We start from the raw sequence: 15,242 nt of genomic DNA on the forward strand, positions 1-15,242 counted from the left end.
TCATTTCAAACCAAAGACTTCAGGCTTCCAGTTCACTGTCCCAATAGAGATAGTCCATCCAGCTTTCATGCAGGTAGCCGGGCGGGAACTTGCGGCCTGTATTGCGCAGCTCTTCCGCCCCGGGACGGCGCGGGGGCTTACGCAGGGACATGCCCGCACGGTGCAGCGGCTTGGAGCCTTTCCTGAGGTTGCAGCGCGAACAGGCCGCCACCACATTTTCCCAGCTGGTCACGCCGCCCGCCGCGCGTGGCACCACGTGATCAAAGGTCAGATCGCCCTTGGCCCCGCAGTACTGGCAGCAGAATTCGTCCCGCAAGAATAAATTAAAGCGCGTGAAGGCCACGCGCTTTTGGGGTTTGACAAAATCCTTCAGTACCACGACCGACGGTATTCGGATCTCGGTACTGGGACTGCGCACAACCTCGTCATACTCGGCCACGATGGCAACCCGGTCGAGCCAAGCGGCTTTAACGGCGTCCTGCCATGGCCAGAGTGACAAGGGGTAGTATGACAAAGGACGATAATCCGCGTTCAACACCAGCGCTGGATGTTGTTTCAGAGCCCCCGGCTCCCTTACGAATTCTGTCCTGAAGTCTCCGTCCATCAACGTCTTCCTCGCCCTGCTTGCCTCGGATCGGCACCAGAGCGGGGAACCCGCCCCAGCTTGAGATTAACTATATATCGTGGCCGGAGCCTGACAAGCCCCAAAGCGTCACCAGATGTCGTGTGAGATAGGATGATTCCGTTACAGCGGCGTGACAGTTATCCACAGCCCGCAAATCAGGCATTCCGCAGCGCGGCATTTGCGCAGGCTTGCACCACGGCCCGCCTGCCCGTAGAGCCAGTCCCATGAGCCGCTTGATCCGTTTCAATAAACCCTTTGATGTGCTGCCGCAGTTCACCGATCGCGGCAGCGAAGGCAGCCCGCGCCCCACGCTGAGCGATTATGTCGACTGTCCCGGCGTCTACCCCGCCGGGCGTCTGGACCGCGACAGTGAAGGGTTGATGCTGCTCACCGACAATGGCCGCCTACAGGCCTGGATCAGCGACCCCAAGCATAAGTTGGAGAAAACCTATTGGGCGCAGGTCGAGGGTATCCCCGATGAGGACGCTCTTAACTTACTCCGCCAAGGGGTTGAGTTGAAAGACGGAATGACCCGTCCAGCCAAGGCGCGCCTGATCAATGAGCCTGCTCAGCTCTGGGCCCGCACGCCGCCGATCCGGGAACGCAAATCTGTGCCCACCGCGTGGCTGGAGTTGAAGATCACCGAAGGCAAGAACCGGCAGGTGCGACGCATGACAGCCGCCGTAGGGCATCCGACCTTGCGGCTGATCCGCTATGCCATTGGCGCCTGGACACTGGATGGGCTGGCGCAGGGCAAATGGCAGGACCTGGACCCGCCGCGCGTGCCCGGCCCGCCAAAACCCTCGCAAAAGCCGCCCCGCCGCAAATCGCGCGTACAAAACACAGAAAACGGCGCTTCAAGGCCTCCCTCAAAGCGCCGCAAACCACGTTCAAAATCAACGCGCTAGGGTCACAGGCTCAGTTTGTCGCGCATGAAGGCCAGAGCCACGCTCAGCCCATCGGGCGCGATCCCGTGGCCGGTGCCCTTCATCACATGGGCAAAAACATCCTGAAAGCCCGCTTCTTGCAGCGCTTCGGCCGCCTGCGGCAGTGATTGCGGCGGCACCACGTCGTCCTCATCCCCATGCACCAGCAGCACCGGCATCCGGCTCACGACCTCATCGCTAAAGGTGTCCGGCGACAGCAGCCGACCGGAAAACGCCACGATCCCCGCCACGGGGTCTTCGCGACGCGGGGCGACATGCAGCGCCATCATGGTGCCTTGCGAGAAGCCCAGCAGAACCACCTGCTCCGGCAGCAGATCCTCATCCACCATGAAGGCATCCAGAAACGCGTTGAGGTCATCCACCGCTGCCATCATGCCGCGCATGGATTCTTCTTCCGAAGAGCCGTCAATCCACGGAATAGGGAACCACTGGAACCCCATCGGCGCACCGGCGCAGGCCTCGGGCGCATCGGGGGCGACAAACAACGTGTCCGGCAGATGTTCGGCCAGCGGGTCGGCGAGACCCAGGAGATCCGCCCCATTGGCCCCATAGCCATGCAAAAACACCACGGCGGAGCGGGTGTCACCGGAGAGCGGCTCTTTGCGGCCGGCAGTCAAAACGCGAGTCATCGGATCCCTTCCCTGTCCTTTGCCACATGGTAATAGGCCCACAAAAGCCGCGCCGCAACCGACCGCCACGGCGACCACGCCGCGGCCATGTCGCGCAGGGCACGCTCTTTGGGGCGCTCCGGCAGGGCAAACAACAGCCGCGCGCTTTCCTGCAGGGCCAGATCGCCGGGGGCAAAGACATCCGCCCGCCCAAGGGAGAACATCGCGTAGATCTCTGCCGTCCAGATGCCGATGCCCGAAACCTGTGTCAGCTCCGCCACCACATCTGCTGTAGGAGCATCCCGTAAGGATTTGAAATCTATACGCGCCTCCGCCAGTGCGCGGGCATAGCGGATCTTCTGGCGGCTCAGGCCTGCCGCGCGCAGATCTTCATCACTGGCCCAGAGGATCTTGCGCGGCCCGGTCAGTTTCGCCGCGCGCAGGCGGTTCCAGATCGCATTGGCCGACGCCACCGAGACCTGCTGACTGACAATGGCGCTCAGAAGCTGCGCGAACCCATCGGGCTTGCGCCGGAGCGGCAGCGGCCCCGTGAGCGCCAGCGCATCGGCAAAGCGTGGATCTTGCGCCGAGAGCCAAGCGGCGCCTTCGGCCACGCAGGCCGGGGTCTCGATGATGCGGCCAACCGTCATCTGGTGGCCCGCGCGAAAATTGTATTGGTGCACTGCACGCTTCTTGTTCCTTCACCTGTTCAGGGCTACGCCATTGCCATGACTATGACCGCTCCTGCCCCCGACGACCATATTGCAAAGCGCAATGTTCTGATTCTTGTGCTCGCGCAGGCCTTTCTGGGCGCGCAGATGCCGATGATCTTCATCGTGGGCGGACTGGCCGGTCAATCCCTGGCGACCAACCCCTGTCTGGCAACCCTACCGATTTCGCTGATCGTTGCGGGTTCGATGCTCTCGGCCACACCGATCTCGGCGATCATGCAGCGCTATGGACGCCGCGCCGGATTTGCCATTGGCGCCACCGGCGGTGCGCTGGGGGGGCTGATCGGCGGCTATGGTCTCTACCTCGGCTCGTTTCCGGTGTTTCTGGTGGGCAGCGCCCTGACCGGTATCTATATGAGCGCGCAGGGGTTCTACCGCTTTGCCGCCGCCGATACCGCATCTGACAGCTTTCGCCCCAAGGCGATTTCCTATGTGATGGCCGGGGGCCTGTTGTCGGCGATTGTCGGCCCGCAGCTGGTTAAGGCCACCAGCGATGCCTTCGTCATTCCCTTCCTTGGCACCTATTTGGCGGTGATCGCGGTGAATGTGCTGGGGGTCGGCCTCTTTGCCTTTCTGCGCATTCCGCGCCCGCCCGCACCGAAGGAAGACGCCCCCATTGGTCGCAGCCGTTGGGAGCTGCTGAAGACCCCCACCATCGCCGTCGCGGTGATCTGCGCCATGGTGTCTTATGCGCTGATGAATCTGGTGATGACGTCCACGCCGCTGGCGGTTGTCGGCTGTGGGTTCAGCCAGAACACCGCTGCGGATGTGGTCACCTCGCATGTTCTGGCGATGTATGTGCCGTCGTTCTTTACCGGGCATCTGATTGCGCGTTTCGGCGTGGAAAAGGTCGTTGGCGCGGGGCTGGTGATCCTTGCTGGTGCAGGCGCTGTCGCCTTGCAGGGCGTGGATCTGGGCAACTTCTTTATCGCGCTGATCCTGCTGGGCGTTGGCTGGAACTTCGGCTTTATCGGCGCGACCACCATGCTCGCTGGCGCGCATGAGGCGCATGAGCGCGGTCGGATGCAGGGTCTCAACGACCTGCTGGTCTTTGGCGGCGTGACCGTCGCCTCCGTTGCATCCGGTGGATTGATGAACTGCTCGGGCGGCAATCCGGTCGAGGGCTGGGCCGCCGTCAATATGGCCATGGCCCCCTTCCTGGTGCTGGCGGGCGGTGCCTTGATCTGGCTGGTGCTGAAGCCCAAATCCGCCACCGCCTGATCGCGGGCTGCACCGTGGCGCGCTACCAGCGCCCGGTGCCCGCCTGCCACATCAGCGACACCCGCCTGCGAAACTCACTCAGGCCAAGCGCGCCTGCCGCCACCCGCGCGGGTTCTGCCCGAACCTGTCGCAAGATGGCACCCGCCTGCCAGCCGGGCAGCAAGGCACTGCTTGCCGCAGAGGAGATCGCCTGCCGCCCTCGTCTGGCAGCGGCAAGCCGGTCCAACCCACGTTCCGCCAGTTGGATCAGCCCGGCCTCGGTCCCATCCAGCAGCGGCACCCGTTTTTGGGCCTCAAGCTCTGGGATTGCACGCAGATAGGCCGCAAGCCCCGCCGCATAGGCATAGTCGCGCACAACACCCTCGTCTGCTGGCCCCAGCGAGGCAGCCGCCATCCACATCAGACCACCCGACGTGGCGTCGATATAGGTGTCAAAGGCTGCCTCATCCTCAAACGGATCGCGGTAGATGTCCCAGCGCCGCGCCTCGGCCATCGCGTCAATCACCTGCGCGGCCTCGTGGTTGACCAGCCGCGCCAGCGGTGTCGCCACATAATGCCTGCGCACCTGCCCGCCGGAGGCAATCTCCGCACCGACATCGCGCCACCACTGCACCCGCATCTCAGCAATCATGCTCTCCTGACTGGCCCAGGGCGCGCGCGACATCTCGATGTTAAAGGCGTAGAGCGCAAACAGCAGCGGGCGCGCCTCGACGGGAGCGGCCATTGCGGCCAGAAAGCGATCCGGATCGCCCTTCTGAACCGCCTCGGCGCAGGCGTTCAGGTCATCGTCAAACTGCATCCGCCGCCTCGGCTGCATCGCGCAGCAGCTTCCAGTTCATCGCATCGAGCAACGCGTCAAAAGACGCATCCAGTATGTTCGGGCTGACGCCAACCGTGGACCAGCGCCGCCCCTTGCCGTCTTCGCTGTCGATGATGACGCGGGTCACGGCCTCGGTGCCGCCCTGGGTGATACGCACCTTGAAGTCGACCAGCCGCATGTCGTCCAACACCTTGGAATAGCGTCCCAAATCCTTGCGCAGCGCCTTGGCCAAGGCGTTCACAGGGCCGCGGTCGCTGCCGGTCTCGTCGAGGGACTCGCTGACGGAGAGCAGCTTTTCTCCGTCGACCTTGACCACCACGACGGCCTCGGACAGGCTCACCATCCGGTTGTACTTGTTCTTGCGCCGCTCCACGGTGACCTTGTAGCGTTTGACCTCAAAGAACTGCGGCATCTGGCCCAGTTCCTCCCGCGCCAGCAGCTCGAACGACGCCTGCGCCGTGTCGTAGGAATAGCCTTCGGTTTCGCGTTCCTTCACCCGCTCCAGAATACGGCCAAGCGCCGGGTCGCCCTTCTCAACCGTCAGGCCCGCCTCTGCCAGACGGCGGCGCAGGTTTGACTGCCCCGCCTGATTGGACATCGGGATAACGCGACTGTTGCCCACCACCGCGGGGTCAATATGCTCATAGGTCGAGGGGTCCTTGAGGATTGCGCTGGCATGCAGCCCCGCCTTATGCGCAAAGGCCGAGGCCCCCACATAGGCCGCCTGTTTCTGCGGCACCCGGTTGAGGATCTCGTCCAACATCCGGCTCACCGTCGTCAGCCGCGCCAGCGCCCCCTGCGGTACGCCCGTTTCATAGGCGCTGGCATAGGGCTCCTTCAACAGAAGCGTCGGGATCAGGGTGGTGAGGTTGGCATTGCCGCAGCGCTCGCCCAGACCGTTGAGCGTACCCTGGATCTGGCGCACGCCGGCGTCCACCGCCGCCAGCGAACAGCCAACCGCATTTTCGGTGTCGTTATGGGTGTGAATGCCCAGATGGTCGCCCGGCAGCCCCGCAGCGATCACCTCGGATACGATGCGGTGGACCTCATGCGGCAGGGTGCCGCCATTGGTGTCGCACAGCACAACCCAACGCGCGCCCGCATCGAGCGCCGCGCGACAGGCCGCCAGCGCATAGTCTGGATTGGCCTGGTAGCCGTCAAAGAAATGCTCGGCATCAAACAGCGCCTCGCGCCCCTGCGCCACGATATGCGCCACCGACTGCGCGATATTGTCGAGATTCTCCTCAAGCGTGATCCCCAGCGCAGCAGTCACATGATAGTCGTGCGACTTGCCCACCAGACAGACGCTCTTGGTGCCCGCGTTCATCACCGCCGCCAGCACATCGTCATTCTCAGCCGAGCGCCCTGCCCGCTTGGTCATGCCAAAGGCCGTCAGCGTCGCGCGGGTCTCGGGTGCCTCATCGAAAAAGGCGCTATCGGTCGGGTTGGCACCAGGCCAGCCACCCTCGATATAGTCCACACCTAGGTCATCAAGTGCCTGGGCGATCTGCTTTTTTTCTAACGTGGAGAATTGCACCCCCTGCGTCTGCTGCCCGTCGCGCAGGGTGGTGTCATAAAGATAGAGCCGTTCCGTCATTCCAGCCCCTCCAGCTTGGCCGCGTCAAACCCGGTGCCGGGTACAAGTTCCACACCGGTTTTCGACATGCGCACCTCCAGCCCTGCCTCCGTGTAGGCCGACTTGAGGCGATCTACCTCGGCAAAATCCTTGGTGTCCATGGCCGTCTGACGCGCCGCGAACAGTCGCGCCTCATGCGCCGAGAGATCAACCGACGGCGCTGCGGCCCAGTCACCCATCTCATCCGAGAGAAGACCGACTAGATTTGCGGAAGCCTTCAGAATACCGCGCCAATGGTGCGTGGAATGAGTGAGCTCGGGAGCATTCGGAACTTTTGCCTCAGCCGACTGTTCGAACTTTTCAAGGTGCTGAATTTCGCTCGCAATCCATCGCAAGTTACGGATCGCTGCTGGAGTATTGATGTCCTCAAAGAGATTGAGAAGGAAAGGTTCGTACACCTCCGTCGGAGCAACTCCCTTAGTTAACTCTCTCCATTTCCGAAGCTCTTTTTCTGCGCTTCTGGCCTTCTTCTCGGTCCAGTCCATCGGCTTGCGGTAATGGGTCTGCAGGAACACAAACCGCACCACTTCGCCCGGAATGCCCTGCTCCAGCAGATCGCGCACGGTGAAGAAATTGCCCAGCGATTTGGACATCTTCTTGCCTTCGACCTGCAGCATCTCATTGTGCAGCCAGTAACGCGCGAACTCGCCTTCGGGGTTGGCGCAGCAGCTCTGGGCGATCTCGTTCTCGTGATGCGGGAACATCAGATCATTGCCGCCGCCGTGAATGTCGAAACTCGCGCCCAAGAGATCATGGCTCATGGCGGAGCATTCGATATGCCAACCCGGACGTCCGCGCCCCCAGGGGCTCTCCCACCCCGGCTGTTCCGCATCCGACGGCTTCCAGAGAACAAAATCCATCGGATTTTTCTTGTACGGCGCCACCTCGACGCGGGCCCCGGCGATCATATCGTCAACGGAGCGGCCCGAAAGCTGACCGTAGCCCTCGCGCCAGGAATCCACCGCAAACAGCACATGACCTTCGGCAGCATAGGCATGGCCGCGGTCGATCAGATCCGCGATCATCGCGACCATCTGCGGGATATACTGCGTTGCGCGCGGCATATGCGTGGGCTCCAGCGCTCCAAGCGCGCCCATATCGTCCAGAAACCACTGAGTGGTCTCGGCGGTGATCTCGCCGATTTCACGCCCGCTTTCGGCCGCACGCGCGTTGATCTTGTCATCGACGTCGGTGAAGTTGCGCGCATAGGTGACGTGCGCGTCGCCGTAGACATGGCGCAGCAGCCGGAACAGCACGTCAAACACCACCACGGGCCGTGCATTGCCCAGATGCGCCCGATCATAGACCGTGGGGCCACAGACGTACATCTGCACATTGTCCGGATCAATCGGGGTAAAGACCTCTTTTTTGCGGGTCTTCGAGTTGTGCAATTTGATCGTCGTCATGTCAGCTCCTTCGACAACACCTCGGCTTGGGCGAACCCCACATACCTCAGCATGCGCACTGCGCGCAGCGCGGGCTTAGCAACTTGTCACATGAAAGAGAACGACAGAAACCAGCCCGCTGAAGATCAGCAGGCAATACAAATGGTAATGATGGTTTCGATACGTGCCATGGCATTCCGATAGCACAGCGATCCCCATTGGCCAAGCCCTATCCCGTCCGGATCTGCCTTGGGTCGAAGGGATGGCCTTTTTGGGTCCCGCGCAGTTTGCAAAGGCAAGCACCGCACCGGGTCAGAACCGGAAGGATGCGCTCAGCGACAGGTAGCGGTTTTCCCGAGAGAGCGAGTAGCTGCCGCCCGGATCCTCACTGCCCAGAACACCGCCTTGCACATAGACTCGCGGCGAGACTTCGACGCCCCAGCCGAGGCCAAATCCGGTCTCCGAGCCGCCCTCGGGGAGCGGTGCAAGCAGGTGCAGGCCGCTCTGGCCTGCAGGAGCAAGGGACGGTGCGCCCACTTGTGGTGACAGCGACAGGTCGATGGCGGGCGCATGTTGCCACAGACGCGCGGTGCCGGCGCTGCGTGAACCCGCCGTGCCGGCCTGAGGCGACGGCAAGGGCTGCGGCGCAGTCGAAGGGGCGGCAAAGCCGGGCTGCATGACAGGTGCGGCGACGATGGCCTGCTGCGAGAGGGCAAAACCACCCAGAAACCGGCCCGCCCAGTTGCTGTCCGCCTCTCCCGCCACGGCGGGTGTACAGGCGAGCAACAGACACCCGCAGAGGTGATGGAAGCGGCCACTTCGGTGGCGGGTGGGTACATGGTTCCCCATGGCGGTGCCCTTTCGATCAGCGCCACTGGCGCCGGTAGTAAACGCGTCGTTTTGCGCTGGTCTCCCTTGTCTTGAGCCTCCCACATTATGCTTAACACTTCGTTCAAGTCTCGCGCGCGACGGCCGTGTCCGACGGGTTTCCGGCCCACGCATCGGGTTCTTCTGCGGGGTTATTCTTAATTTGATGCGGATTTTCCGATCGCCCCTGATCGGCCCCCGGGCCGGAGGTCGGCACGGTCGAGAATCCTGTCGTTTTTGCGCCATGCGTCGTTGCCGAGACAGAATCGCCCGCAAATCCCCGGCTAGCCTGATCCAAAGGGAGGCCGCGCATGCAGGAACCACTGTGCATGATCCAGCTTGTGTCGCGCACCATCGGTGCGGCGCGCGGCCTTGCGGCGCGGGGGCGCCCCTCCTGTCTGTGATGTTTTCACCCCAAGGGTTCAACATTCAGACAACAGAGACAAAATCATGACATCTGCTCAAACCTCAACCGCAGCGCGCTCCGGCGGGCGTGCGGCCCGGCGCGCCGCACGCGCCGCCCCCCTCAGCGCGGAAATGCGCGCCATTCACCCCGGTCTGGAGGGCGGCCGGTTGAACCTCCTGTCCGATGCCGAACTCCTGCGCATCCACCACGCTGCCCTTGATGCGTTGGAACAGATCGGACTTGCGGATGCGCCGCAAAGCGGCATCGACCTCCTGTGCCAGGCCGGGTGCCAGCTGGGCGACGACGGGCGTCTGCGGTTCCCGCGCGCGCTGGTGGAGGACAAGCTGGCCGTTGCCAATCGCGCTGTCACCTTGTTCAGCCGCGACGGTCAGAGCGATCTCGACCTGCGGGGCACGCGGGTCCACTACGGCACCGCAGGGGCCGCCGTGCATCTGGTGGACGCGCAGGGCCGCGCCTATCGCGACAGCACCGTTCAGGATCTGCATGATGCGGCGCGGATCTGCGCGCAGCTGGACAATATCAGCTTTGTGCAGCGGCCGATGGTCTGCCGCGACATTGCCGACAATCTGGAGATGGATCTCAACACAATCTACGCCTGTTGTGCCGGCACTTTCAAACATGTGGGCACCTCGTTCACCGATCCGTCCTACGTCGCCCCGGCGATGGAGCTTCTGCACATGATTGCCGGCGGCGAGGACAAATGGCGCGCTCGCCCTTTCGTGTCGAACTCCAACTGTTTTGTCGTGCCGCCGATGAAGTTCGCCACCGAAGCCTGTCTGGTGATGGAGGAATGTATCCGCGCCGGCATTCCGGTGCTGCTGCTGTCGGCGGGCATGGCCGGGGCCACGGCGCCCTCCACCGTGGCGGGGGCGATCGTGCAGGCGGTGGCCGAATGCCTCGCCGGGATGGTTTATGTCAATACGCTAAGCCCCGGACATCCCGCGATTTTTGGCACTTGGCCCTTTGGCCTGGACTTGCGCACTGGGGCGATGACCGGCGGCTCGGGCGAACAGGCACTGCTGACCGCGGGCTGTGCCCAGATGCATCGGTTCTATGATCTGCCCGGCGGCGCTGCGGCGGGGATTGCCGACAGCAAGCTGCCGGACATGCAAGCGGGGTGGGAGCAGATGTGCTCCAACGTGATGGCCGGTCTGTCGGGGCTCAATATGGTCTATGAATCTGCCGGCATGCATGCCTCCCTTCTGGGGTTCTGCCACGAAAGCCTGATCCTCGGCGATGATCTGATCGGTCAGGCGATGCGCTGCGTGCGCGGCATCGAGGTGACCGACGAAACCCTCGCTCTGGACCAGATCGCCGAAGTCTGCCTCGGCGGCGCGGGCCACTACCTCGGCACCGGCCAGACCCTGAGCCGCATGCAGAAGGACTATGTCTACCCCGCCCTTGGGGACCGGACCTCGCCCAAGGAATGGGTCGAGCGCGAAAAGCCCGATCTGATCGCCAGTGCCACCACCCGCAAGGAGAGCATCCTGGCGGAGCGCGCCGCCGCCCGGTTTCCGCCGGATGTCGATCAGGCGATCCGGGCGCGGTTCAAGATCCACCTGCCCGCCTGAGCCGCCGTTTCAAAAGCAAAAAGCCCCCCTCCGGTTCAGAGGGGGGCAGTTTCGCCGATCAGGCTCTTCTCGTTGACCGCCCGGTGTTTTTTCTTGCCTGGTCCTTCTCGGCGTGTGGAGTGAGCGCACCCACTCCAGACAGGGGTCAAAGGCCCGGAACGCGCCTTCGATCCAGTTGGGCGGTCAGTGTTGGTGACCGGCCCTGTTTCGTCGGGGACGTGGCGGCGGTTGCGACGCCCTGTCCCCTGCGCATCCCCCAGGTGGTGTGTGCCCTCGGATGCGGTGTCTGGGTCCGGCGCGCGGAGCACGCCCGACCCGTTGTTTCAGCTACAGCCCGAGGTGGAGCCGCAGGTGTTGCATTTCATGCAGGTGCCGTTGCGCACCAGCGTGTAGTTGCCGCATTCGCCGCATGGGTCGCCTTCGTAACCCTGCATCCTGGCCTTGGTGCGTGCATCCATGCCGCCCGTCGGCGCCGGGGCGTCGGAGGTCTCCGGCACCAGTTTCTGCAAGGCCGCCACCGGGTCGGCGCTGCCGTCCAGCGCAGTCACCGCGACGCTGGTCTGGCCGCCTTGCAGCACCACCAGTTCCTGCGGCAGGCGTTTGCGCAGATAGCCACTGGAGGAAATCTGCTTCAGCACCTCCAGCGATTTCGACGCCGCGCCATCGCTCAGCTCGGAGAGGTTGGAGACCCCTTCTTCCGCTTCGCCCCGGCCCAGATCATCAAAACTCGCGCCTTCGGGCTTCACATGCGCCAGATCGGTGCGGTCGAGGTAGCTCACTGCCAGTTCGCGGAACACATAGTCGAGGATCGAGGTGGCGTTCTTGATCGAGTCGTTGCCCTGAACCATGCCGGCGGGTTCGAACTTGGTAAACGTGAAGGCATCGACAAATTCTTCGAGCGGCACCCCGTATTGCAGACCAACCGAGACCGCGATGGCGAAGTTGTTCATCATCGCCCGGAAGCCCGCGCCTTCCTTGTGCATGTCGATGAAGATCTCGCCGAGGTTGCCGTCCTCATATTCGCCGGTGCGCAGGTAAACCTTGTGGCCGCCGACAACTGCCTTTTGCGTGTAGCCCTTGCGGCGCTGCGGCATCTTGGTGCGATGGGATTTCATCACCTCCTTGATGACCACTTTCTCGACGATCTTCTCGGCGAGGGTTGCGGCCTTTTCCGGCACCGAACCTGTCTCTAGGATCTCGGCGGCCTCATCGTCATCCTCAACCAGGGCCGCAGCCAGCGGCTGGCTCAGTTTTGAGCCATCACGATAGAGCGCATTGGCTTTCACACCCAGCGACCAGCTCAGCTCATAGGCCCGCTGACAGTCCTCGATGGTGGCGTCATTGGGCATGTTGATGGTCTTGGAGATCGCGCCGGAGATAAAGCTCTGAGCGGCGGCCATCATCTTGATGTGGCTGTCAACACCCAGATAACGCTTGCCTTTTTTGCCACAGGGGTTGGCGCAATCAAAGATCGAATAATGCTCTTCCTTGAGGTGCGGCGCGCCCTCCAGGGTCATGGTCCCGCAGACGTGATCGTTCGCGGCATCAATGTCGGCTTTGGTGAAGCCGAGGTGGCGCAGCAGATCAAAGGCGGTGTCATTCAGCTTGTCCGCCGGAATGCCCAGCACGCCGGTGCAGAACTCTTCGCCCAATGTCCACTGGTTGAACACAAACCGGATGTCAAAGGCGCTTTCGAGTGCGGCGTCGACCTTTGCCAGCTCATTGGGGCCGAAACCATGTCCGGTCAGCGAGGTATGGTTGATCCCCGGCGCGTTGCCAATAGAGCCATGACCGACCGCATAGGAGACGATCTCTTCGATCTGAGCCGAAGAATAGCCGAGGCCTTCCAGCGCCGAGGGCACCGAGCGGTTGATGATCTTGAAATACCCGCCGCCGGCAAGTTTCTTGAACTTCACCAGTGCGAAGTCCGGCTCGATCCCGGTGGTGTCGCAATCCATCACCAGACCGATGGTGCCGGTGGGCGCGATCACGGTGGATTGCGCGTTGCGATAGCCGTGTTTCTCACCAAGGCTCACCGCCTCGTCCCAGGCGCTCATCGCCAGTTCGGTCAGGCGCGCATCGGGGCAGTTTTGCAAATCCAGCGGCACCGGTTTCACGGTGAGCTTGTCGTAACCCTCGGTCGCGCCGTAAGCGGCATTGCGGTGGTTGCGCATCACCCGCAGCATATGGTCGGCATTGCGCGCGTAGCTCGGGAACGGCCCCAGTTCGGAGGCAATCTCAGCCGAGGTCGCATAGGCCACACCGGTCATGATCGCGGTCAGCGACCCGCAGAGCGCCCGGCCCTCGTCGCTGTCATAACCGTAGCCCATGTTCATCAGCAGACCGCCGATGTTGGCATAGCCCAGACCCAGCGTGCGGAAGTCATATGACAGCTGCGCGATTTCCTTCGATGGGAACTGCGCCATCATCACCGAGATTTCCAGCGTCAGCGTCCACAGACGGCTGGCGTGCATGAAATCCTCGGCCTGAAACACGCCGCCCTGATAGAAGGTCAGGAGGTTCAGCGACGCCAGGTTGCAGGCGGTGTCATCCAGGAACATGTATTCCGAACAGGGGTTTGAGCCCCGAATCTCACCGTCTTCGGGGCAGGTGTGCCACTCGTTGACAGTGTCGTGGAACTGGATGCCCGGATCGGCGCAGGCCCAGGCTGCGTGGCCGACTTTCTCCCACAGATCACGCGCCTTCACGGTCTTGGCGACCTTGCCGTCGGTGCGGTTGATCAGCTCCCAATCGGCGTCTTTTTCGACTGCATGCAGGAACGCATTGGTGACGCGGATGGAGTTGTTGGAGTTCTGGCCCGACACGGAGGAATAGGCCTCGGAGTCCCAATCGGTGTCATAGGTCGGGAACTCGATGCTGTCATATCCCTGACGGGCATAATCCAGCACGCGTTTGATATAAGTCTCTGGAATCGCGACCTTCTTGGCCTCGCGGATCGCTGATTTCAGAGCGGTATTTTCGGCCGGATCATAGGCGTCCTCAGCGAGACCGTCCCAGGTCCGCAGAGCCTCAAAAATGCCGTTCAGCATCTTTTCGTGCATTTTGGAGCCGGCCACGATGGAGGCAACTTTCTGTTCCTCGATCACCTTCCATTCGATGAACTGCTCGATATCCGGGTGATCGGCATCCACGATCACCATCTTCGCTGCTCGACGGGTTGTCCCGCCTGACTTGATCGCGCCAGCGGCACGATCCCCGATTTTCAAAAAGCCCATGAGGCCCGAGGATTTGCCCCCGCCAGAGAGCTTCTCGCCCTCGGCCCGCAGGTGGCTGAAGTTGGTGCCGGTGCCGGAGCCGTATTTGAACAGCCGCGCCTCACGCACCCAGAGATCCATGATGCCACCGTCCTGCACCAGATCGTCGGACACGGACTGGATAAAGCAAGCATGCGGCTGCGGGTGTTCATAGGCGCTGTTGGATTTGGTCAGCTTGCCGGTCTTGTAATCCACATAGTGGTGGCCCTGCGCCGGGCCGTCGATGCCATAGGCCCAGTGCAGGCCGGTGTTGAACCACTGAGGGCTGTTCGGGGCGGCGCGCTGGGTCGCCAGCATATAGCGCATCTCGTCGAAATAGGCGCGTGCGTCTTCCTCCGAGGAGAAATAGCCACCCTTCCAGCCCCAATAGGTCCAGGCCCCGGCCAGGCGGTCGAACACCTGTTTGGAGGAGGTCTCGCCGCCGAGTTCCACATCGTCATCCGCCGGGACCGAGCGCCACAGGAATTCCGGTACGCCCTTCTCGCTGACCTTCTTCAGGCGGGACGGGACACCGGCCTTGCGAAAGTACTTCTGCGCGATGACGTCACTGGCCACCTGGCTCCAGGTCGATGGCACCTCGATGCCCTCCAGACGGAACACGATGGTGCCGTCCGGGTTGCGGATCTCGGACGTCGCTCCGATGAAATCCAAAGACGCGTAAGCATCCTGCCCTGCCTCTGTGAAACGACGTTCGATTTTCATGGCTACACCTGTCCCAATAGTCCCGTTGTCAAAGATCTGGCGCTGTTGCACCGGCCCCGATCGTCGCCCCCTGGCGCATGCAAATACCGCATTGCGGCACGGGGTCTCCCCGCACTCGCAGGCCCTTCACCGGCCCGAATTTAACGGTTTTGCACGAAGCACTGAGGTGGGGGACACGGCCTAATATCTACAAGATTTAGTGGCGCCCCCAGCGACACCCACAATCTCGCGTAAGATGCCCCAGAGGGTCAACGCAAAATTTCACTTTTAACGGAACAGAATTTAGTTGACCCTTTTTACGGTTTCACGGGTCATGCGCCCAGGTGTGATTCACACATGACGCCGCACCAACACCCCCTGCTGCGTGTCGTGGTTAACGGATGGTGAATTCTGTCGCGATGCGAGAGGGTTGCTCGCAGCACATCAT

At 62.4% G+C, this 15,242-nt stretch carries 11 protein-coding genes; 3 read left to right on the forward strand and 8 right to left on the reverse strand.

The features are described from left to right. Positions 1–19: 19 nt before the first annotated feature. A complete protein-coding gene (locus ACXAF5_RS10505; RefSeq protein WP_239320034.1) occupies positions 20–604 on the reverse strand; it encodes an HNH endonuclease in 585 nt (194 codons plus the stop codon). Positions 605–849: 245 nt separating this feature from the next. Between ACXAF5_RS10505 and ACXAF5_RS10510 the strand changes: the two genes are divergently transcribed. After that, positions 850–1,533, forward strand: coding sequence for an rRNA large subunit pseudouridine synthase E (locus ACXAF5_RS10510; protein ID WP_474946537.1), 684 nt, complete (start codon positions 850–852; stop codon positions 1,531–1,533). A 2-nt stretch (positions 1,534–1,535) separates the two neighbouring features. Here ACXAF5_RS10510 and ACXAF5_RS10515 read toward each other — a convergent pair whose 3' ends face one another. After that, the gene (locus ACXAF5_RS10515; RefSeq protein ID WP_005659799.1) at positions 1,536–2,201 is read right to left on the reverse strand and encodes an alpha/beta hydrolase; all 666 of its coding nucleotides are present in this window, start codon (positions 2,199–2,201) and stop codon (positions 1,536–1,538) included. Next, on the reverse strand, positions 2,198–2,830 hold the full coding sequence (locus ACXAF5_RS10520; protein ID WP_474947827.1) for a DNA-3-methyladenine glycosylase family protein: 633 nt from the start codon (positions 2,828–2,830) through the stop codon (positions 2,198–2,200). Before ACXAF5_RS10520 ends, ACXAF5_RS10515 begins: the two co-directional genes overlap by 4 nt. 78 nt (positions 2,831–2,908) lie before the next feature. Here ACXAF5_RS10520 and ACXAF5_RS10525 point away from each other — a divergent pair, with 78 nt between their 5' ends. Continuing rightward, positions 2,909–4,132 (forward strand): MFS transporter, encoded by a 1,224-nt coding sequence (locus ACXAF5_RS10525; protein WP_065324006.1) that lies wholly within the window; start codon positions 2,909–2,911, stop codon positions 4,130–4,132. Between the two features lie 22 nt (positions 4,133–4,154). Here ACXAF5_RS10525 and ACXAF5_RS10530 read toward each other — a convergent pair whose 3' ends face one another. The 4 genes from ACXAF5_RS10530 to ACXAF5_RS10545 form a co-directional block, all read right to left on the reverse strand. Next, the gene (locus tag ACXAF5_RS10530) at positions 4,155–4,931 is read right to left on the reverse strand and encodes a squalene/phytoene synthase family protein (protein WP_474946538.1); all 777 of its coding nucleotides are present in this window, start codon (positions 4,929–4,931) and stop codon (positions 4,155–4,157) included. Continuing rightward, positions 4,921–6,549 (reverse strand): citramalate synthase, encoded by a 1,629-nt coding sequence (cimA, locus tag ACXAF5_RS10535; protein ID WP_474946539.1) that lies wholly within the window; start codon positions 6,547–6,549, stop codon positions 4,921–4,923. The genes ACXAF5_RS10530 and cimA overlap by 11 nt, the downstream gene beginning before the upstream one ends. Next, on the reverse strand, positions 6,546–7,994 hold the full coding sequence (gene cysS / locus ACXAF5_RS10540) for a cysteine--tRNA ligase (RefSeq protein WP_474946540.1): 1,449 nt from the start codon (positions 7,992–7,994) through the stop codon (positions 6,546–6,548). Before cysS ends, cimA begins: the two co-directional genes overlap by 4 nt. A 291-nt stretch (positions 7,995–8,285) precedes the next feature. Next, positions 8,286–8,822, reverse strand: coding sequence for a hypothetical protein (locus tag ACXAF5_RS10545; RefSeq protein ID WP_474946541.1), 537 nt, complete (start codon positions 8,820–8,822; stop codon positions 8,286–8,288). A 468-nt stretch (positions 8,823–9,290) separates the two neighbouring features. Here ACXAF5_RS10545 and ACXAF5_RS10550 point away from each other — a divergent pair, with 468 nt between their 5' ends. Then, a complete protein-coding gene (locus tag ACXAF5_RS10550) occupies positions 9,291–10,838 on the forward strand; it encodes a trimethylamine methyltransferase family protein (protein ID WP_474946542.1) in 1,548 nt (515 codons plus the stop codon). Positions 10,839–11,161: 323 nt separating this feature from the next. Here ACXAF5_RS10550 and ACXAF5_RS10555 read toward each other — a convergent pair whose 3' ends face one another. Further along, positions 11,162–14,815 carry a vitamin B12-dependent ribonucleotide reductase gene (locus ACXAF5_RS10555; RefSeq protein WP_474946543.1) on the reverse strand — a complete coding sequence of 1,218 codons (3,654 nt, stop codon included), beginning with the start codon at positions 14,813–14,815 and terminating at the stop codon, positions 11,162–11,164. Positions 14,816–15,242 lie beyond the last annotated feature (427 nt).

This window comes from Epibacterium sp. ABV4_022, from assembly GCF_056159345.1.

Excerpts from the sequence above, each read along its gene's own strand:
- ACXAF5_RS10505 (WP_239320034.1), bottom strand. The coding sequence starts at position 604 with ATGGACGGAGACTTCAGGACAGAATTCGTAAGGGAGCCGGGGGCTCTG.
- ACXAF5_RS10510 (WP_474946537.1), top strand. The coding sequence starts at position 850 with ATGAGCCGCTTGATCCGTTTCAATAAACCCTTTGATGTGCTGCCGCAG.
- ACXAF5_RS10515 (WP_005659799.1), bottom strand. The coding sequence starts at position 2,201 with ATGACTCGCGTTTTGACTGCCGGCCGCAAAGAGCCGCTCTCCGGTGAC.
- ACXAF5_RS10520 (WP_474947827.1), bottom strand. The coding sequence starts at position 2,830 with ATGACGGTTGGCCGCATCATCGAGACCCCGGCCTGCGTGGCCGAAGGC.
- ACXAF5_RS10525 (WP_065324006.1), top strand. The coding sequence starts at position 2,909 with ATGACTATGACCGCTCCTGCCCCCGACGACCATATTGCAAAGCGCAAT.
- ACXAF5_RS10530 (WP_474946538.1), bottom strand. The coding sequence starts at position 4,931 with ATGCAGTTTGACGATGACCTGAACGCCTGCGCCGAGGCGGTTCAGAAG.
- cimA (WP_474946539.1), bottom strand. The coding sequence starts at position 6,549 with ATGACGGAACGGCTCTATCTTTATGACACCACCCTGCGCGACGGGCAG.
- cysS (WP_474946540.1), bottom strand. The coding sequence starts at position 7,994 with ATGACGACGATCAAATTGCACAACTCGAAGACCCGCAAAAAAGAGGTC.
- ACXAF5_RS10545 (WP_474946541.1), bottom strand. The coding sequence starts at position 8,822 with ATGGGGAACCATGTACCCACCCGCCACCGAAGTGGCCGCTTCCATCAC.
- ACXAF5_RS10550 (WP_474946542.1), top strand. The coding sequence starts at position 9,291 with ATGACATCTGCTCAAACCTCAACCGCAGCGCGCTCCGGCGGGCGTGCG.
- ACXAF5_RS10555 (WP_474946543.1), bottom strand. The coding sequence starts at position 14,815 with ATGAAAATCGAACGTCGTTTCACAGAGGCAGGGCAGGATGCTTACGCG.